This window comes from Micromonospora sp. NPDC049903 (genome assembly GCF_044460945.1).
GTDB lineage: Bacteria > Actinomycetota > Actinomycetes > Mycobacteriales > Micromonosporaceae > Micromonospora.
Map to the genome: position 1 here is coordinate 350,142 of NZ_JBITKL010000003.1, position 18,653 is coordinate 368,794.

Genomic DNA, 18,653 nt, shown 5'->3' on the forward strand with positions numbered 1-18,653 from the left:
TATAGCAGGGGACCCCTCCTAACAGCAGTTCAGCGGCGGGGGCGGTACGTGCTGACCACGCTCGGCAGGCCGCGGCGGATGATGCCCGCCCAGTCGGTGTCGCCGCGCAGCATGGCCGCGGCGGTCTTGCGGGCCTGCTCGGCGGTGAAGTGCGGCGGCATCATCAGCTCCGCCGGGTCCACCAGCGCGTTGATCACCGTCGGACGGTCGGCGCGCAACGCCCGGTCCCAGGCCTGCGGCACCTGGTCGGGGTGGTCGACGAGTTCGCCGCGCAATCCCAGCACCTCGCCCCACTGGTGGTAGGCGATGTCGGGCAGTTGCTGGCTGTCCGGGAACATTGGGGTGCCCTCGGTGGAGCGTTGCTCCCAGCTCACGAACGCCAGGTCCCGGTTGTTGAGCACCAGCACCACGAAGCGCGGGTCGGTCCAGCCGCGCCAGTACTTGGCCACGGTGATCAGTTCGTTGACGCCGTTCATCTGCATCGCGCCGTCGCCGATCAGGGCGATCAGCGGGCGGTCCGGGTGGGCGAACTTCGCAGATAGGGCGTACGGCATCGCGCCGCCCATGGAGAGCAGCGTGCCGGAGAGGCTGGCCAGCATTCCGGGTCGGACCTGGAGGTGGCGGGCGTACCAGGCGGTGGCGGTGCCGCAGTCCACGGCGAGCATCACGTCGTCGGGCAGTCGTTCGCTGAGGCTGGCGAAGATCATCTGCGGGTTGACCGGGTCGGCCTGCTGTGCGGCCAGGTCCCGCTGGGCCTGCCGCCAGGCGGCGGTGGCACCGGCGATGGTCTGCCGCCAGCGGGTCGGTCCCGGTCCCGGCCCGAGTTCGCGCAGCAGGGCCCGCAGAGTGGGTGCGGCGTCGCCGGTCAGGTTCACCTCGGTGGGGTAGCGCAGGCCGAGCTGGGTGCCGTCACGGTCGATCTGCACCGCCCGCGCCTGCCCGGGTGCCGGATAGAACTCCGAGTACGGCATGTTGCTGCCGACGATCAGCAACCGGTCGCACTCCTTCATGAGTTGCCAGCTCGGGCGGGTGCCGAGCAGGCCGATGGCGCCGGTGACCCAGGGTTCCCGGTGGTCCACCGCGGTGAACCCGAGCAGCGCGGTGGCCACCCCGGCACCGAGCCGGTGGGCGATCTCGCGTACCTCGTTCTCGGCGCCGAGGGCGCCCTGCCCGACCAGCATGGCCACCCGCTCGCCGCTGCCCAGCACCTCGGCGGCGTGCCGGACGTCGGCCTCCGGCGGCACGGTCGGGCCGCTGCTCGGCACGCTGCTGGTGTGGTAGTAGCCGTGCGCGTGCGGCGGGTTGGGCACGGCGGCGAGGTCCTGCACGTCGAGCGGCAGGACCAGCGCGGTGACGGTACGCCGGGCCAGCGCGGTCCGGCAGGCCCGGTCGACCAGATGCCGTACCTGGGACGGGTGGTCGAGTTGGGCGAGGAAGGCCGCCGCCACGTCCTTGTAGAGCGCGAGCAGGTCCACTTCCTGGTAGTAGCCGCCGCCCTCGGCAGTGGTGGCGGTGTGTCCGACCAACGCCACCACCGGCTGGTGGTCCAGCTTGGCGTCGTAGAGGCCGTTGAGGGCGTGGATGGCACCCGGTCCGCTGGTGACCAGGACGCACCCGATCGGCCCGCCGCCGTACTTGACGTGGGCGGACGCGGCGAAGCCGGCGGTCTCCTCGTGGCGTACCTGGACGAACTGCGCCTGCTCGTCGGTGCGTTGCAGGGCGGAGGTCATGCCGTTGATGCCGTCACCCGGGAAGCCGAAGTACCGCCGCACACCCCAGCAGGCGAGCCGCTGCACGATGTGGTCGGCGACGGTGGCGTCCCGGGGCAGTGGCCACGGGTCCGCCGGTACGAGGGTGTGGTCAGCGCTCACCTGGTCCGCCTCTCCGGTCGGGCTCACCCCGCGAAGGGTGGGCCCGGCATTCCCCGGCTTCTCAGGACAAAACCACCGGTTCAGCCGGTCAGTCGCTCGCCACCCCGGCCGGCGGCGTGCAGCTCCGGCGCGCCTGCTCCTGCCAGATGCTGCCCTGAAAGGCGAGCGGCTGTTGCTGCTCGGAGATCAATGCGGATTCGTCCTGCACGGAGAAGCGCACGTACAGCGGCTCCGGCCCCACGCCGAGGGCGGTGGTGCAGGGGATCAGGACCCGGACGTCGATGGCGACGGCCTCTGTCGGCCGCAGCGCGCTGACCGGCGAGCCACCACGCATCTGCAGGCCCGGCAGGTCGGAGTCGAGGACTCGTACCCGGAGCGGCACCGTTCCGGCGTTGACCACCATGATCTGCGCGTCCAGCTCCACCCGGTCGCTGCCGCTGCTGATCACGCCGCGGCTCTGGCCCGGATGCGACACCAGCGCGACGATCTGCGGCCTCTCCGGCTCCGGGTGGACGTCCCGCGCCTCGCGTGCCCCGAGGCCACTCACCGCCATCCCGACGGCGAAGGCGGCGAGGACGTACAGGGTCGTGCGGCGTCGGGACGGGCGACGGTCGCGGGAGACTCGGACGGTGCCGGCCGCCGGAGGCACCTCGTCCAGATCGATGACCCTGGAATCTCCCGTCATGCCGGCAGCCTACGGTCGTCCCCGCGCCGACGAGGACGCCGGGCGCGACGTGCGCGGCAGTGCTCAGCGTTGGCTGACGATGACCCGGGCGGGGCCGTGGTGGCCGAGGGCGACGCTCACCGCGTCGGCGGCCTCGATCACCGCGGTCGCCAGGGCCGCCTCGCGGGCGGCCAGGTTGATCGCGGACAGCGGGCCGGAGATGGACAGCGCGGCGACGATCTCGCCCGAGGCGTTGCGGATGGGCGCGGCGAGGCAGGCCCGGCCGAGGGCTAGTTCCTCCTCCTCGGTCGAGTAGCCGCGCGCCCCGCTGGTGGCCAGTTCGGCGTCGAGGCGGTCGTGGTCGGTGATGGTGCGGTGGGTGAACCCGACCAGGGTGTCGCCCAGCAGGACCCGCCGCTGCGCCGGGTCGACGCCGAGCAGCAGTGCCTTGCCCAGGCCGGTGGCGTGCAGCGGGATCGACTGGCCGATCAGCGAGAACGCCCGGGGTGCCGAGCGGCCCTCGAAGTTGCCCAGATAGAAGCCGTGGTCGTCGCGGCGGATCGCGAGGTTGACGCCGAGACCGTGCTCGGCGGCGAGGTTCTGGGCGGTCTGTCGGGCGGCGCGGTAGACGGGGGACTGGTTGAGCGCCACGCCGCCGAGGGTCACCGTCTTCGGACCCAGCCGGTAGAGGTTGGAGATCGGGTCGCGTTCGACCAGGCCGAGGGATTCCAGGGTGCTCAGCAGCCGGGACGCGGTGGAGACACCGAGCCCGGCCTGCCGCGCCACGTCGGTGACCCGCAACTCGGGGCGCCCGAGCAGGAAGGCGTCGAGGATCGCCACTGCTCGCAGGATGCTCTGATTCGATCCGTTGTCGGAAGTCACGTGCGTCCTCTGATATCGGGTTGCGGCATCGACACTGTAGCGGCCGGCCGGGCCAATCTCGGTTTCAGTCCTGGGTATTTCGGACCCTTATCCGGGCGGTCAGCGCCAGCGACACCGGGACGTCGAAGGGCAGCGACGAGTGCCCCAGCGCCGACCGCGCGTGCCGCCCCCGCTCACCGAAGACGTCCCGCAGCAGCTCCGAGGCGGTGTCGGCGACCGGGACGTGCTCGGTGAACCCGGGGGTGGCGTTGATCGCCACGGTGAGCGTCAGCAACTGCTCCACGTAATCGAGGGAACCGGCGGCGGCGCGCAGCGTGGCGAGCAGGTTCAGCGTCGCCTGGCGTACGGCGGCCTGCCCGTCGGGCACGCTCAGTTCGGCGCCGAGCTTGCCGGTGGGCAGCGGGTGCCCCGGGCGGACCGGACCGTGTCCGGAGAGCACGGCCAGGTCGCCGCTGACCACCACGGTGTCGTACGCCCCGGAGGCGGTCCGGGCCGGCGGGAGCGTGATGCCGAGGTCGGCGAGGCGGCGCTCGGGGGCGGTGGCGTCGGTGCCGCTCATCCGCGTACGCCCCAGTCCGCGCTGATCGCGGCGGCCCGCTCGGCACTGATCGCGCCTGCCGTCGGTGCCTCGGCGAGGTGCCGGATCAGCGTGACCGTGCGGTCCCGCACCGCCTCGAAGAGTTTGCGGCCCTTCTCCACGTCGTGCTTGGCCGGGTCGCCGAGTGCACCGTTGGTGCTGAACTCGGCCAGTGACCGGGGCGTGAACCCGCCGACGGCCCGGTCCGGGATGGCCTGACCGCGCAGCAGCTCGTGCGCCGAGGGCAGCAGGGGAGCGGGGCCGCCCAGTTCCTCGGTCACCACCACGTCCGGCACCAGGTGCAGCGCCAGGCTCGTCTCCACCTCGCAGGCGTGTCCGTACATCTCGGACTGGGCGATGTCCACCACCACGTCGCGGCCCATCATCGACCAGTGGACCACCGCCACGGTGTGCCCGGTGCGCTGCTTGTACTCGGTCAGGAAGGCGGGCAGGAAGGCCAGGTTCCCGCCGTGGCCGTTCATGATGACGAACCGTTCCAGGCCGTGCCGGGCCAGGCTGGCCAGGTAGTCCTCCAGCAGCGAGCAGAGGGTGCTCACCCGGGCGGTCAGGGTGCCCGGGAAGTCCATGTGGTGTGGGGAGAAGCCGACCGGGATCGGTGGCGTCATCAGGGCCGTACCGTCGGCGGCGGCGACCACCTCCTCGGCCAGCCGTTCCGCGATCCGGTAGTCGATGCCGGCCTTGAGCGCGGGCCCGTGCTGTTCGGTGGCGCCGAACGGGATGACACCGACGGTGGCGGTGGTCAGTGCCGCGCGTACCTGGGGCCAGGTCATGTGGTGGAGTCGGTAGTCGCTCATCGCGGTGCTCCTTCGTCGGTGTGCGGGACGTCGGACGGGAACGGGTGCGGGGCGAAGACGTTGGGTGAGCCGCCGGTGTGCAGGAACAGCCACGAACCCGGTCGGCCGTCGGCGAGCAGTGCCGCCATCGCCTTGCCGTTGTAGGTCAGGTCGAGGAACGCGCCGCTGGCCCGCGCGGTGGCCCGTTGCGCGGTCACGGCCGCCTCGGTGGGCACCCCGTGGCCGCCCCCGAGTTGGCCGTCGGTGACCTCCAGGGACACCTCGTCGAGCAGGGCGGCGGGCAGCCCGGCCCGGTCGAGCGCGGCGGCCGCCCGGTCGCGGACCAGCGCCCGCAACCGGGCTGCCGGGGCGAGTGCGGAGGCGACCACCAGGCCGACGGTGGCGCGGCGGGCGGCCAGCGCGGCAAGGACGCCGCCGGCGGTGTTGCCGGCCCCGCCGGCGAGCATGATCCGGTCCGGCGGTCGGTCGGCGAGGGTGTCGGCGAGTTCGTCGACGACTGCGGTGGTGGCCAACGCGCACAGGGTGCTTCCGGGTGTGGTGCGGACGTCGACGACGGCCGTGGTCGACCCGTTCGCCCGGGCCTCGTCGGCGATGGCGGTCATGGTCTCGGCCTGGACGGGATCGAACGCGTCGGTGGTCCGCACCCAGTGCAGCCGGGCGCCGGCGAGCTCGTAGAGCACCTGGTTGCGGCTGGGTTCGGCCGGTGGTTCGCCGCGCAGCACGAGATGGACGCCGAGGCCGGCGGCGCGGGCGGCGGCGGCCACCACCCGGCAGAGGTTGGACTGTGGTCCGGCCGAGGTGACGACGGTGTCGGCGCCGGCCTCGCGGGCCTGGCCGAGCAGGACGTCGACCTGACGGACCTTGTTGCCGCCGAAGGCGAATCCGCCGTGCTCCTCGGCGATCACGACGGGGTTGCCGGCCGGGTGCAGGGTGGACGCCGGCCAGCAGGTGACCGGCCAGCGGTGGATCCCGACGCGGGGCAGGGCCCGCACGGTGTCGGTCAGCCAGGGCTCCGGGTGTCCCCAGGACGGTGTGCCGCCGCCCATGGTCAGAACCGTTCGTACTGCTGGTAGAGGGCGCCCACCGACTCGCCGGCCTGGACCCGCTGGCGGATCTCCGTCTCGGTGCGGACCGTCGCCTCGGCCTCGACGAGCACGTCCATCGCGATGGCGCGGGGCACGACGACCACCCCGTCGCTGTCGCCGACGATGATGTCGCCGGGGTGCACCGGGACGCCGCCGCAGACCACCGGGGACTGCATGTCGACGACGTTCCAGCGGCCCTTGGCGTCGCGGGCGCTGCGGAACCGGTTGAAGACCGGGAACTTCAGGGGCAGGATCGCGCCGGTGTCGCGGACACCGCCGTCGATCACGGCGCCGACCGCGCCGCGCGCCATGGCGCCGTTGGTGAGCAGCTCGCCCCAGTGCCCGACCGTCCGGTCACCGGCGCAGTCGAAGACCGCGACCTCGCCTGCGGAGAGCTCGTCGATCATCCGGGCGCCCAGGCGTACGGAACGGTCGGTGCTTCGTTCGGGGCGGCCCAGCGCGGTGAAGGCCACGCCCGCCACCGCCATGTCGGTGGTCAGCGGCAGCACATCTGTCATCACCTGGTGCCACAGCCCGGCATCGTCCAGCGCGTCGGCGATCGCCGCCACGTAGAGCTTGCCGAAACGGCGGCAGATCTCCTCGACCGGCGGGGTTTCCATCGAACTCCATTCATAGATTGGAACGTGGTTGCACGGACAGTACATGACGTTCCATTCTCAGAACATCCCTTGCAGCCTGTGGAATGGGCTGGTAGGAATCCCTGCAACAGGTTGCGCTGGCTGCATCCGAGCCGACCGAACCGCGAGAAACGGAGAGACGATGCTGAGAGCGGCAGTCGTGGGGATGGGCTGGATGGGTCAGCTCCACGCCGGGATCTACCACCAGCACCCACGGGTCGACCTGGTCGGTCTGGTCGAGCCGGATCCCGCTGCGGAACAGCCGCTCCGCGACCAGTTCGGCGTACCGGTGCACCGCGACGTGGAGGAACTGCTCGACCGGGTCGACGTGGTCAGCGTCTGCACCCCGGACCACCTGCACCCGCAGACCACCATCCCGTTCCTGCGGGCCGGGGTACGGGTGCTGGTCGAGAAGCCGCTGGCCACCAGCTCCGTGGACGCGCAGAAGATCCTCGACGCCCGACCCGACCCGCACGCCCTCTCGGTCGGCCACATCCTGCGCTTCGACCCCCGGGTGATCCGCGCCCGCGAGCTGGTCCGCTCCGGTGAGCTCGGTCCCCTGTGGCACGTCGACGTCTGGCGCGACACCACCCGCGCGGTGGCCGTACGACCCTCCGAACGCACCAGCGTCGCGTGGTTCCTCGGCATCCACGACGCCGACCTGGTCCGCTTCGTCACCGGGCTGACCGCGGTCCGGGTCTCCGCCCTCGGCCGGGCCGTGCTCTCCGCCCACGCCGACGCCGTCTACGCCACCGTCCGCTACGAGGACGACGTGATCGGCTCGATGGAGAACAACTGGACCCTGCCCGACGGGCGACCCAACCGGGCGCTGGCCGGATTGCGGGTGGTCGGTGAACGCGGCTCCGTCGAGATCGACCTCGGGCACGTCGACCTGCTGCACGCCACCGCCGACGGCGCGGTCAACGGCGACACCCGCAACTGGCCCAGCCGCGCCGCCACCGGCGTGTCCAACATCCGGACCGAGGTGGAGGAGTTCGTCCGGGCCGCCGAGGAGGGCGCACCGGCACCGGTGCCCGGCGAGGAGGGCCTCGCCGCCGTCCGGGTGGTCGAGATGATCCACGCCTCGCTGGCCGCCGACGGCGCACCGATCGGTGCCGGAGACACCTGGTGAGCGCCGACGTCCGATCCTGGCTTGGCGGCCGGTACACCGACCCGGCCGCCGCGCGCTACCAGGTGCGCAGCCCGGTCGACGGCGAGGTCGTGGCCGAGGTGCACCGCGCCGGACCGGACACGGTGGACGAGGCCGTCCGGGCCGCGTCGGCGGCGGTCGTCGCCGACCGGCGCAGCAGCCCGTACGCGCGGCGCGACCGCTGCCTGGCCGTGGCCGACCGGCTGATCGCCCGACGCGAGGAGATCGCCGCCCTGGTCACCGCCGAGACCGGGCGGACGTACCAGGGCACGCTGGCCGAGGTGGACAAGGCCGCCGAGGGCTTCCGGCTGGCCGGCGAGGAGGCGGTCCGGCTGTCCGGGCGTACGCCACCGGTCGCCGCCACCGACAAGCTGGTGACCACCCGCTGGCGGCCGACCGGGGTGTGGGCCGTGGTCACCCCCTGGAACTTCCCGGTGAACATCCCGGTCGAGTACCTCGGCCCCCTGGTGGCCACCGGCAACGCCGCCGTCTGGAAACCGGCACCGACCACGGTCGCCTCGGCTGACCTGGTGCTGCGGTGCATGGTCGAGGCGGGCCTGCCCGAGGGGCAGGTGACCCTGGTCGCCACGGACGACACGACCGTGGCCGAGTACCTGGTGGGCCACCCGCAGGTGGTGGGGGTCGGGCTGACCGGCAGCACCGCCACCGGCACGGCGGTGGGTCGGCGGGCCGCCGGCAAGCGGCTCCTGCTCGAACTGGGCGGCAACGGCCCGATCATCGTCTTCGCCGACGCCGACCTGGCGCACGCCGCCGACGCCATCGCCGTCTCCTGCTTCACCGCATCGGGCCAGATCTGCAGTGCCGGCGGCCGGGTGCTGGCCGACGCGCGGATCGCCGGTCCGCTGGCCGAGGCGGTCGCCGCGCGTGCCGGGGACTACCCGACCGGCGATCCGTACCAACCGGCCACCGTGCTCGGACCGGTCCACCTGGCCGCGCTGGCCACCCGGTTCGAGGAGCAGGTCGGCGCGGCGGCCGGCGGTGGCGCCCGGGTGCTCACCGGCGGCCGGCACCTGTCCGGCTTCCCCACCGGGCAGTACCTGCCGGCCACCGTGGTCGGCGACGTCGCGGTGGACGCGGCACTGAGCCGCCAGGAGTCCTTCGCGCCGGTCGCCCCGATCGTCCCGCTGCCCGCGTCGGAACTGGTCACCGAGGCCAACCGGAGCGGGTACGGGTTGTCCACCGCCGTCTTCACCGCCGACCTGGGGCGGGCCCTGGACGCCCTCGACGACCTGGAGTTCGGCAGCGTCGTCGTCAACGACCGCTCCACCTACTGGGAGCTGCACCTGCCCTTCGGCGGCTGGGAGGGCAAGGACTCCGGGACCGGCCGGGTGGGTGTCCCGGCCGTCGTCCGCGCCGTCTGCCAGCAGCAGACCCTCTCCCTGTCCCGCCCGTGACCCCGCCCAGCGGCAGAACCGGAAGGTGGTGACCCTTTGATCAACTACACGATCCGGAGACTCCTGCTCGCCGTGGTCATCCTGTGGGGCGCGCTCACCCTGGTCTTCGCGGTGGTCCGGCTGGTGCCCGGTGACCCGGTCAGCGTCATCCTCGGCCCCGACGCCACCGCCGAGGAGGTCGCCGACGCCCGCCGGGAACTCGGCCTGGAACGCAACGTCGTGATCCAGTACGCCAGCTTCCTCGGCCGGGTGACCCAACTCGACTTCGGACAGTCGTTCCGGCACAACCGGGACGCCTTCGAGATGGTCATCGAACGGCTGCCCGCCACCGTCACCCTGGCGCTGACCGCGATCTGCATCGCGCTGGTGGCCAGCTTCCTGCTCGGCATCGCCGCGGCGCTGCGTCCGCGCGGCCTCGCCGACCGGGCCATCTCGGTGCTGTCGCTGATCGGCCAGTCGCTGCCCAGCTTCTGGGTCGGCATCATCCTGCTGCTGATCTTCGCCCGGCAGCTCGGGTGGCTGCCCAGCGCCGGCAACAGCACGCCGCAACACCTGATCCTGCCAGCGGTCACGCTGGCGCTTCCCTTCACCAGCATCCTGGTCCGGTTGATCCGGTCCGGGCTGCTGGAGGTCCTCGGCGAGGGCTACATCCAGACCGCCCGCTCCAAGGGCCTGCGCGAGAGCGTGGTGCTCTTCCGGCACGCCCTGCGCAACATGTTGATCCCGGTGGTCACCGTCGCCGGGCTGCAACTCGGGGCGCTGCTGGGCGGCACGGTCGTGGTCGAGGAGGTCTTCTCCTGGCCCGGCCTGGGACGGCTGCTCGTGGACGCGATCGGCAACCGGGACTACACCGTGATCCAGGCCGCCATCGCCTTCGTCACCACCGCGTTCGTCCTGGTGAACCTGGTCGTGGACCTGCTCTACGCGTACATCGATCCTCGCGTGCGGGTGGTGAACTGATGGCTGACGCAACCTCGACCACGGCGCTGCGGACCCGGTCCCGGCGTCGCCCTCCGCCCCTGTTGTTCTGGTCCTGCCTGGGCATCATCGGCATGGCCGTGCTGGCCGGCGCGATCGGTCCGTTCCTGGTGCCGTTCGACGTCACCGAGACCAACCTCGCCGACCGGCTGCAACCGCCGGGTGCCGTGCTCTCCGACGGCTCCCGGGCCTGGTTCGGCACCGACGACGTCGGACGCGGCATGCTCAGCCAGATCTTCATCGGCGCCCGGGTCTCGCTGCTGGTGGGGGTGGCGACCCTGCTGATCTCCGGCCTGTTCGGCACCGTGGTCGGCATCGTCGCCGGCTTCGTCGGCGGATGGGTGGACGGCCTGCTCATGCGGCTGGCCGACATCCAGCTCGCCTTCCCCTCCATCCTGTTGGCCATCCTGATCGCGGCCCTGCTCGGGCCCAGCCTGGTCAACGTCATCGCGGTGCTGGCGGTGACCATCTGGGTGATCTTCGCCCGGGTGGCCCGGGCGCAGACCATGGCCGTCCGCAACCGCGAGTACGTCGACGCCAGCCGGGTGCTCGGCGCCCGGCCGCTCTTCCTGATCTGGCGGTGCATCCTGCCCGCCTGTGCCGCGCCGCTGCTGGTGGTCGCCACCGTGGAACTCGGCATGGTGATCATCACCGAGGCCGCCCTGAGCTTCCTCGGGCTCGGCACTCCGACCGCGACCCCGAGTTGGGGGCTGACCATCGCCAACGGCCGCGGCTACGTGGCCGACGCGTGGTGGATCTCCACTCTGCCCGGTGTCGCGCTCTCCCTGCTCGTCGTCGCCTGCGGGGTGGTCGGCGACGAACTCCGCGACCGGCTCGATCCACACCTGAAGCACCGGTGAGGTCGCGGCCGACCCTTCACGAGCGAACGATGGAGGAGACAATGACATGGATAAGCAGAGCACGTCGGCCCCTGGTGGCCGGCCTGCTCGCGATGACCCTCGTCGGTGTCGGCGCTGCCTGCGGCGGCGGTTCCGGTGACGGCGACCAGGACCAGACGCTGCGGGTCGGGGTGCCGATCCGGATGCTCTCGGTCGACCCGCACGGCACCGCCATCTCCGACCGCAGCACCCTGACCCTGGCCCTGCACCTGTTCGACCCGCTGGTCGCCAGCGACGGCGGCGAGATCACCGGCCGGCTCGCCGAGAGTTGGGAGAACGTCAACGACACCACCACCCGGTTCACCCTGCGTCAGGGCGTGACCTTCCACGACGGGTCGCCGCTGACCAGCGCCGACGTCAAGGCGTCGCTGGACCGGCTCTTCGCGGCGAGTACCGCCCTGGCACCGCTGTTCGCCACCATCGAGGAGGTCAAGGCTCCCGACGAGCAGACCGTCGAGATCATCACCAGCCGGGCCACCGGCTCGCTGCTGACCAACCTCTCGATGGCCTACATCGGCAGCAAGGCCCAGATCGAGTCGGGCGAGATCGAGAGCCGCCCGGTCGGCACCGGCGCGTTCAAGCTGGAGGACTTCCGCTCCGGCGAGCGGGCCCACATGGTCGCCAACGAGTCGTACTGGGACGGCGCGCCCAAGTACGAGCGGTTGGAGTTCCAGGAGATCTCCGAGGACGCCGCCCGGCTCACCGCGCTGCGCACCGGCGAGATCGACGTGACGTACTCGCTGCCGCCGGACCAGCTCAGCCAGGTACGCGGATTCGACGACGTCACCGTGGAAAGCGGGCCGAGCGCCACGTTCTACGTCATCTGGTTGAACAACGCGCGCAAGCCGTTGGACGACCCGAAGGTCCGGCAGGCGCTGTGGCACGCGGTCGACTTCTCCTCCATCCAGGAGAACCTGTTCGGCGAGAGCGCCGTACTGGCCCAGGCGCCGGTGCCGCAGCCGGTGTTCGGCGCGGCGCAGCTGCCCGGCTACACCTACGACCCGCAACGGGCCCGGCAACTGCTGGCGGAGGCCGGCTACCCCAACGGCTTCAGCACCAGCATCCAGTGGAGCGCGAACTGCTGCGCCAACATCCGCCCGCTGGTCCAGTCGATCCTCAGCGCCTGGAAGGAGGTCGGCGTGAACGTGGAGATGCAGGAGAAGGAAGCCGGGCAGTGGCTCGACGACCTGCTGGCCCTCGACTGGGACATGAACATCCAGGACGGCGTCGTGGTCACCCAGGACGCGGAGTTCGTGCTCGGCCGCCTCTACACCTGCGCCGCCAAGCGACTCGGCTACTGCAACGAGGAGTACGACCGGGTGATCGCCGACGCCTCGGAGGAACTCGACCCGCAGGAGCGGCAACGCAAGCTCCAGCGGGCCCAGGAGATCCTCTGGGCCGACGCTCCCGGCGCCTGGCCGTTCGAACTGACCGCCTCGGCCGCCTGGCGCGACCGGGTCAGCGGCTTCGGTCCGCCGCCGACCAACGTGCCCGACTTCCGTGGTGTCTCGCTGAACTGACCGCACCGGTCGGGTGCACCGGCCGACGAGGAGGACCTGATGTCCCTGCTGTCCCTGCATGACGTCGTCGTCGAGTTCGACTCCCGGGTGGGACCGGTGCGCGCTCTGGACGGGGTCAGCCTGGACGTCGCCGAGGGGGAGACCCTCGCCCTGCTGGGCGAGTCCGGCAGCGGCAAGAGCGTCACCGCGCAGGCCATCCTCGGCCTGCTGCCCCGGCCCGCCGGCCGGATCGCCGCCGGCCGGATCACCTTCGACGGTACGGAGCTGACCACGGCCTCGGCACGGCGGATGCGCGCCGTACGCGGTGGCGAGATCAGCATGGTCTTCCAGGATCCGCTCTCCTCGCTCAACCCGGTGCACCCGATCGGTCGGCAGATCGGTGAGACGCTGCGGGTGCACCGGGGCCTGTCCAAGGCCAAGGCCCGCGCGGAGGCGCTCGATCTGATGCGCCGGGTCGGCATCCCCGACCCGGCGCGCCGGATCGACGACTACCCGCACCAGCTCTCCGGCGGGATGCGCCAACGCATCATGATCGCCATCGCGATCGCCCTGCGTCCGCGCCTGATCATCGCCGACGAGCCGACCACCGCCCTCGACGTCACCGTCCAGGCGCAGATCCTGCAACTGCTGTCCGAGCTGCAACGCGACTACCGGATGGCACTGATCCTGATCAGTCACGACCTCGGCGTGGTGGCCGCGCACGCCAGCCGCATCGCGGTCATGTACGCCGGGCGCATCGTCGAGACCGGCGCGCTACGCCAGGTGTACGAGAACCCGGCCCACCCGTACACCCGCAGCCTGCTCCAGTCGGTGCCGACACTCACCGCGCCGACCGCACGGCTCACCCCGATCCCGGGTGCGCCGCCCTCGCCGGAGGCCCTGCCACCCGGCTGCCCGTTCCACCCCCGGTGTGCGTGGCGGGTCGACCTGTGCACGCAGCAGCGGCCCACGCTGGAGGTGCTGCCCACCGCCGACGGCCCGGGACGCGCTGCGGCCTGCCACCGTTCCGAGGAGGTACGCGACGATGCCTGACCCCACCGAGCCGGCCCTGCTGGAGGTCGAGGACCTGCGGGTGCACTACCCGATCCGGTCCAGCGTGCTGCGTCGCACGGTCGGTCACGTCCGCGCCGTCGACGGCGTCTCCTTCCGGATCGGGGCCGGCGAGACGCTGGCGCTGGTCGGCGAGTCGGGCTGCGGCAAGACCTCCACGGCCCGCGCCCTGATCGGTCTGGAACGCGCCACCGGAGGCACCATCCGTTTCGACGGCCGGGACCTGACCCGCCTCAGCGCCGCCGAGCGTCGCCAACTCACCCGCCGGGTGCAGTACGTCTTCCAGGACCCGTACGCGTCGTTGAACCCACGGCTGACGGTCCGGGAGATCCTCCGCGAGGGCTGGTTGATCCACCGTGACCTGGTGCCACGCCGCGACCAGGCCGACGAGGTGGTCCGGTTGCTGGAACAGGTGGGGCTGACCGCCGCACACGCCGACCGGTACCCGCACCAGTTCTCCGGCGGCCAGCGGCAACGCATCGGCATCGCCCGGGCGCTGTCGATGCGGCCCGCCCTGATCATCTGCGACGAGCCGGTCTCCGCGCTGGACGTGTCGATCCAGGCGCAGATCCTCAACCTGCTCGCCGACCTGCGCGCCGAGATGGGACTGTCCTACCTGTTCATCTCGCACGACCTGCACGTGGTACGCCACGTCAGCGACCAGGTCGCGGTGATGTACCTCGGCACCGTCGTCGAGCAGGGGCCGACGCGGGAGGTCTTCGAGTCGCCGACCCATCCGTACACCCAGGCGCTGCTCTCCGCCGCGCCCGACCCGTTCCCGTGGCGGCAGCAGGGCCCGGAGCCGATCGTCCTCGCCGGGGACCTGCCCTCCCCGGCGGACCCGCCGTCGGGCTGCCCGTTCCGCACCCGCTGTTGGCTGGCCCGACCGGAGTGCGCCGAGCACCGGCCGCCGTTGGTGGGGGAGCGACACCAGTGGGCCTGCCCGGTCGTGTCCGCTCCGGCGGTCTCCCGATGAGCAGACGCGTCCTGGTCACCGGCGCCGCCGGGGCGATCGGCGGCGAACTGGTCGCCGCCTTCCTGGCCCGTGGCTGGCGGGTCGCCGGACTGGACCGACCGCCCGAGACCTCGACCATCGCCGGACCGGCCCGGCGGCGACCCGAGCATCCGGCCGCTGCGGCGCTGGACACTCCGCCCACCGCCGGGCTGACCTGGCTTTCCGCTGACGTGACCGACGCATCGGCCGTCGAGGCCGCCGTCGACCGGCTCCGTGCCGACTGGGGCGGGCTCGACGTCCTGGTCAACAACGCGGCGGTCGGTCCGCCCCGGGCGCCGGTGGGCCGGGAGACGGCCGCGCACCTGCGGGCTGTGCTGGAGGTGAACCTCGTCGCCCCGCTCGCGCTGGTCCAGGCCACGCTGCCGCTGCTCACGGTCGGGGACGCGCCCGCCGTCGTGCAGCTCTCCTCCATCGGCGGGTCCCGGGCGTTCCGGGGCAACGCCGCGTACGTGGCCAGCAAGGGCGGCCTTGAGGCGATGACCCGCGCCCTGGCGCTGGACCTGGCCGGACGCGGCATCCGGGTCAACGCGGTCGCCCCCGCGATGGTGCGTACCCCGGGTTGGGACGACGCCGGCCCGGAGGAGGTCGCCCGGCGCGCCGGCCTCGTCCCCCTCGGTCGCGCGGGCACCCTCGCGGAGGTCGCCGCCGCGGCGAGCTTCCTCGCCGGACCGGAGTCCGGCTACATCACCGGGGTGGTGCTGCCGGTCGACGGTGGCCTGGGCGTTCAGGCGTACAGCCCGGTGGAGGAACCCGGGGTCGCCGCCACTTTCGAACCGGCCGGCGGGGACGCCTGATGCGGATCCGCACGCTGGCCCGGATGCTGCCGCACCCGGAGACGGTCTGCGTCGGCGCGGACGGGCACCTCTACGCCGGACTCGCCCTGGGCAGCCCGCAGGGGCGCGGCCCGATCGTCCGGATCGACCCCGACGACGGCACCGCGCAGTGGTTCGCCGACACCGGCGGACGCATCCTCGGACTCGCCCGCGCCGAGGACGGCCTCGTCGGGTGCGACGTGGCCCGCGCGGAACTGGTCCGGATCTCCTCCGACGGCACGCTCACCGCCCGCATCGGCACCGCCGACGGCCGGCGGCTGCTCCGCCCGAACGGCTGCGTCGTCGACGCCGCCGGAGGCGTCTGGTTCACCGACTCCGGCACCGCCACGGCCGGCGAACCGACCGGCTCGGTCTGCTACGCGTCCCCGGGGGAGAGCGACACGTGCCGGGTGGCCACCGCCGACCTGGTCTATCCCAACGGCATCGGGATCAGCCCCGACGGCACGATCCTGTACGTCTCGCTGACCCGGGACAACACCCTGCTCGCCTTCGACGTGACGGCTCCCGGTCGGCTCTCCGGCCGCCGGACGGTCGCCACCGGTGGCGCGCTGGCCGACGGGCCGGACGGGCTCACCGTCGCCCCCGACGGGACCTGCTACCTGGCCGTCACCCGGGGCTCCCGGGTCGTCCGGATCACGCCCGACGGCCGGGTCGACACGCTGATCGAGGCACCCGACCTGCTGCGGATGCCGTCCCACGCGGCGCTGCACGGTGATCGGCTGCTGGTGCCCTCGCTGTTCGGCGACACCGTCACCGTAGTCGACCTGCCGTCGCTCACTCGAAGAACTTGAGGCCGTACCCGATGTCGCTGGTGGCGCCGGGCACGTTGGCCCGGCGGTAGGTGGTGTTGCCCCACCACACGGCGGTGCCGGTGTACCAGTACCGGTTGGACCACGCGTACGGTGTGCCCTTCTCCACCGCGTGGTACATGGTCGGGAACCGGTTGCCGGACGGTGGGCTGGTGGCGATGTCCCCGCGCTCCAGGACGAACGACTGGTGGCCAGGGCCGTCGACGTGCAGCGTCGGGTGCCAACCCGACATCATGTCCGCCGCGTGCGAACCGAACAGGCAGCCGTTGCTCTTGTACCAGTCCCAGACGTACGTCGGGTCGCCGCCTGACCGCAGCCGCAGGTCGGCCAGGCAGTATCGGCTGCTCCAACTGCCGTTGGCGGAGTACACGATGTGTAACTGCCCATTCGGGTCGCGGATCGGCTGGGGAGCCTCGTTGATGTATGGGTTGCCGACGACGCGTTCCCACGGCTCACGCGGCTGCGAGATGACGAAGCGGCCGCCGGTGGTCGTGGTGGGGCTCGACATCCGGGCGATGTAGAGGTTCTGCTCCACGTTGGTGTCGCCGGCCCACCCGGACCACACGAACCAGCGCTGGCCGTTGTGGGTGAACGGCACCCCGTCGATCGCCCACCGGTCATTGGGCAGGGCGACCTTGGTGGCGGCCGAGTATCCGGCGTCGGCGGTGGCGGAGCTGATGTGGTACATCCGGTGCGCCGCACCACGACCGGCGGCGAAGTAGATGTGATAGCGGCCGTCGTGGTGCACGATCTCCGGTGCCCACACCTCGCCGAGGTTGCCGGTGTCCCGCCACACCTGGCGCTTGGTCGCCGTGGCGACGCCTTCCAGCGTGGATGCCGTACGCACCACGACGCCACCGTCGGCGGACTTGGCCGAGACGTAGAGACCGCCGACCCGGATGACGCTCGGGTCGGCCCCGCCCAGCGTGGTCCGCCCGACCAACTGCGCGTCCGTCCCGTTGGCCGGCCGCTCGGCGGCGGTGGTCGCGTACCCGAGCACCAGGGCGGACATCAGCGCGGCGGACGCGAGGCCGGCGATCCGTCGACGGTGAGATATCACGCTGCTCCTTCGGTCGTGCCACAGCGGCCTGCTCCGGCGAGCACCCCGTTATCTGAGAGCGCTCTCCGAGTATCATCAGGAGATGCGTCGGCGTCAATATCGACCCGATCCGACCGGTCGCAGGGTGGTGGGTGGATTTGTTGTCGCTGTAGCGACAACAAATCCACCCACTGCCAGCGCAGCGGGGCGGGACGTCGACCGGGTAGGGTCGGCCGGTGGTCGTGTCTCGGTTGAGCAGGGCAGAGGCGCGGCAGATCGCGGTGTACGCGCAACTACTCGCGGCGCCGCGCCCGACCGATCTGGTGGCGGTCGTCGAGCGCCTGACGTTCCTCCAGATCGACCCGACGGCGGCCATCGCGCCGAGTGCGGACCTGGTGCTGTGGAGCCGCATCGGCCCGACCTACGATCCCGCCGACCTGATCCGGGCGGTCGAGACCGATCGGACCCTCGTGGAGACGGTCGCCTACATCCGGTCACCCCGAGACCTGCCCGCCGTGATCGCCGAGACCCGCGGTGCCGAGATGCACCCGACCATCGGGGAGTGGCTGCACGGCAACGAGTCGTTCCGCCGCGACATCCTGGCGTTGCTGGCGGAGTCGGGCCCGCTGCTCTCCCGGGACATCCCCGACACCAGTGTCGTGCCGTGGCCGTCGTCGGGTTGGACCAACAACCGCAACGTGACGAAGATGCTCGAATCCCTGGCGCTGCACGGACACATCGCGATCTCCGGCCGCCGGGGCCGGCAGCGCTACTGGGATCTCCCCACCCGGGTATACGCCGTCGAGCTGCCCGAAATCGATCACGTCGTCGCGGTCCGGCTCCGCAACGAACGCCGACTCGCGGCCCTCGGCATCGCCCGGTCCACCGGCCCGCAGATCCCGGGTGAGTCGCCGTACGTCGGTGACGCGGGTGAGGAGGTCGTGGTGGAGGGCGTGCCGGGCACCTGGCGGGTCCACCCGGCGTACGTCGGGCTGCCGTTCGAGGGCCGCACGGCGTTGCTCTCCCCCTTCGACCGGCTGATCCACGACCGGGTACGCACCGAGCAGCTCTTCGACTTCGAGTACATCCTGGAGATGTACAAGCCCAGGGAGAAGCGCCGCTGGGGCTACTTCGCCCTGCCCGTCCTCCATCACGACCGGCTCGTCGGCAAGCTGGACGCGACCGCCGACCGCAAGAGCGGCAGACTCGTGGTCAACGCCGTCCACGAGGACGTCCCGTTCACCGCCGCGATGACCGCCGACGTCCACGCCGAGATCGAGAGCCTCGCCGCGTGGCTCGGACTCACCGTCGACGACTAGTGCGGTGTCCAGAAACGTTCACCGGGCCGCGCCGGGTCCAGACGACGACCGGCGGCGTTGGAGTCGGGCCTGGATACAACACCGGTATCCAGGC

18 protein-coding genes are annotated in these 18,653 nt (G+C 72.0%); 10 read left to right on the top strand and 8 right to left on the bottom strand.

Going from position 1 to position 18,653, the window contains the following annotated elements:
• Window positions 1-29: 29 nt before the first annotated feature.
• The 7 genes from ACIBO1_RS09330 to ACIBO1_RS09360 form a co-directional block, all read right to left on the bottom strand.
• Window positions 30-1,871 carry a thiamine pyrophosphate-requiring protein gene (locus ACIBO1_RS09330; protein WP_396743327.1) on the bottom strand — a complete coding sequence of 614 codons (1,842 nt, stop codon included), beginning with the start codon at window positions 1,869-1,871 and terminating at the stop codon, window positions 30-32.
• 88 nt (window positions 1,872-1,959) lie between these two features.
• On the bottom strand, window positions 1,960-2,556 hold the full coding sequence (locus tag ACIBO1_RS09335) for a hypothetical protein (protein ID WP_396743107.1): 597 nt from the start codon (window positions 2,554-2,556) through the stop codon (window positions 1,960-1,962).
• 63 nt (window positions 2,557-2,619) lie between these two features.
• On the bottom strand, window positions 2,620-3,417 hold the full coding sequence (locus ACIBO1_RS09340; RefSeq protein WP_396743110.1) for an IclR family transcriptional regulator: 798 nt from the start codon (window positions 3,415-3,417) through the stop codon (window positions 2,620-2,622).
• Between the two features lie 64 nt (window positions 3,418-3,481).
• Window positions 3,482-3,976 carry a RidA family protein gene (locus tag ACIBO1_RS09345; protein ID WP_396743113.1) on the bottom strand — a complete coding sequence of 165 codons (495 nt, stop codon included), beginning with the start codon at window positions 3,974-3,976 and terminating at the stop codon, window positions 3,482-3,484.
• Complete coding sequence (locus tag ACIBO1_RS09350; protein WP_396743116.1) at window positions 3,973-4,809, bottom strand: creatininase family protein; 837 nt, start codon at window positions 4,807-4,809, stop codon at window positions 3,973-3,975. The genes ACIBO1_RS09345 and ACIBO1_RS09350 overlap by 4 nt, the downstream gene beginning before the upstream one ends.
• Entirely contained in the window at window positions 4,806-5,855 is a 1,050-nt protein-coding gene (locus tag ACIBO1_RS09355; protein ID WP_396743119.1) for a pyridoxal-phosphate dependent enzyme, read from the bottom strand. The genes ACIBO1_RS09350 and ACIBO1_RS09355 overlap by 4 nt, the downstream gene beginning before the upstream one ends.
• A gap of 2 nt (window positions 5,856-5,857) precedes the next feature.
• Entirely contained in the window at window positions 5,858-6,514 is a 657-nt protein-coding gene (locus ACIBO1_RS09360; RefSeq protein WP_396743122.1) for an RraA family protein, read from the bottom strand.
• Window positions 6,515-6,674: 160 nt separating this feature from the next.
• On the opposite strand from ACIBO1_RS09360, the gene ACIBO1_RS09365 reads away from it, so the two are divergent.
• Genes ACIBO1_RS09365 through ACIBO1_RS09405 form a run of 9 tightly spaced genes read left to right on the top strand, consistent with a single transcriptional unit; the run spans window position 6,675 to window position 16,183 of the window.
• Window positions 6,675-7,664 (top strand): Gfo/Idh/MocA family protein, encoded by a 990-nt coding sequence (locus ACIBO1_RS09365; RefSeq protein ID WP_396743125.1) that lies wholly within the window; start codon window positions 6,675-6,677, stop codon window positions 7,662-7,664.
• Window positions 7,661-9,097, top strand: a complete 1,437-nt coding sequence (locus ACIBO1_RS09370) for an aldehyde dehydrogenase family protein (RefSeq protein WP_396743128.1) — start codon at window positions 7,661-7,663, stop codon at window positions 9,095-9,097. The genes ACIBO1_RS09365 and ACIBO1_RS09370 overlap by 4 nt, the downstream gene beginning before the upstream one ends.
• A gap of 36 nt (window positions 9,098-9,133) precedes the next feature.
• Complete coding sequence (gene nikB, locus ACIBO1_RS09375; protein ID WP_396743131.1) at window positions 9,134-10,057, top strand: nickel ABC transporter permease; 924 nt, start codon at window positions 9,134-9,136, stop codon at window positions 10,055-10,057.
• The gene (locus ACIBO1_RS09380) at window positions 10,057-10,935 is read left to right on the top strand and encodes an ABC transporter permease (RefSeq protein ID WP_396743134.1); all 879 of its coding nucleotides are present in this window, start codon (window positions 10,057-10,059) and stop codon (window positions 10,933-10,935) included. The genes nikB and ACIBO1_RS09380 overlap by 1 nt, the downstream gene beginning before the upstream one ends.
• Window positions 10,936-10,976: 41 nt before the next feature.
• On the top strand, window positions 10,977-12,494 hold the full coding sequence (locus tag ACIBO1_RS09385; RefSeq protein WP_396743137.1) for an ABC transporter substrate-binding protein: 1,518 nt from the start codon (window positions 10,977-10,979) through the stop codon (window positions 12,492-12,494).
• 39 nt (window positions 12,495-12,533) lie between these two features.
• Window positions 12,534-13,526, top strand: a complete 993-nt coding sequence (locus ACIBO1_RS09390) for an ABC transporter ATP-binding protein (RefSeq protein WP_396743140.1) — start codon at window positions 12,534-12,536, stop codon at window positions 13,524-13,526.
• The gene (locus ACIBO1_RS09395) at window positions 13,519-14,520 is read left to right on the top strand and encodes an ABC transporter ATP-binding protein (protein WP_396743143.1); all 1,002 of its coding nucleotides are present in this window, start codon (window positions 13,519-13,521) and stop codon (window positions 14,518-14,520) included. Before ACIBO1_RS09390 ends, ACIBO1_RS09395 begins: the two co-directional genes overlap by 8 nt.
• Window positions 14,517-15,353: an SDR family NAD(P)-dependent oxidoreductase gene (locus ACIBO1_RS09400; RefSeq protein ID WP_396743146.1), complete on the top strand. Its 837-nt coding sequence runs from the start codon at window positions 14,517-14,519 to the stop codon at window positions 15,351-15,353. The genes ACIBO1_RS09395 and ACIBO1_RS09400 overlap by 4 nt, the downstream gene beginning before the upstream one ends.
• Window positions 15,353-16,183 (top strand): SMP-30/gluconolactonase/LRE family protein, encoded by an 831-nt coding sequence (locus ACIBO1_RS09405; protein ID WP_396743149.1) that lies wholly within the window; start codon window positions 15,353-15,355, stop codon window positions 16,181-16,183. Before ACIBO1_RS09400 ends, ACIBO1_RS09405 begins: the two co-directional genes overlap by 1 nt.
• Here the strand turns inward: ACIBO1_RS09405 and ACIBO1_RS09410 are convergent.
• Window positions 16,167-17,261: a glycoside hydrolase family 43 protein gene (locus ACIBO1_RS09410; protein WP_396743152.1), complete on the bottom strand. Its 1,095-nt coding sequence runs from the start codon at window positions 17,259-17,261 to the stop codon at window positions 16,167-16,169. The two genes, ACIBO1_RS09405 and ACIBO1_RS09410, sit on opposite strands and share 17 nt — an antisense overlap.
• A gap of 215 nt (window positions 17,262-17,476) precedes the next feature.
• On the opposite strand from ACIBO1_RS09410, the gene ACIBO1_RS09415 reads away from it, so the two are divergent.
• The gene (locus ACIBO1_RS09415) at window positions 17,477-18,559 is read left to right on the top strand and encodes a DNA glycosylase AlkZ-like family protein (protein ID WP_396743155.1); all 1,083 of its coding nucleotides are present in this window, start codon (window positions 17,477-17,479) and stop codon (window positions 18,557-18,559) included.
• Window positions 18,560-18,653 lie beyond the last annotated feature (94 nt).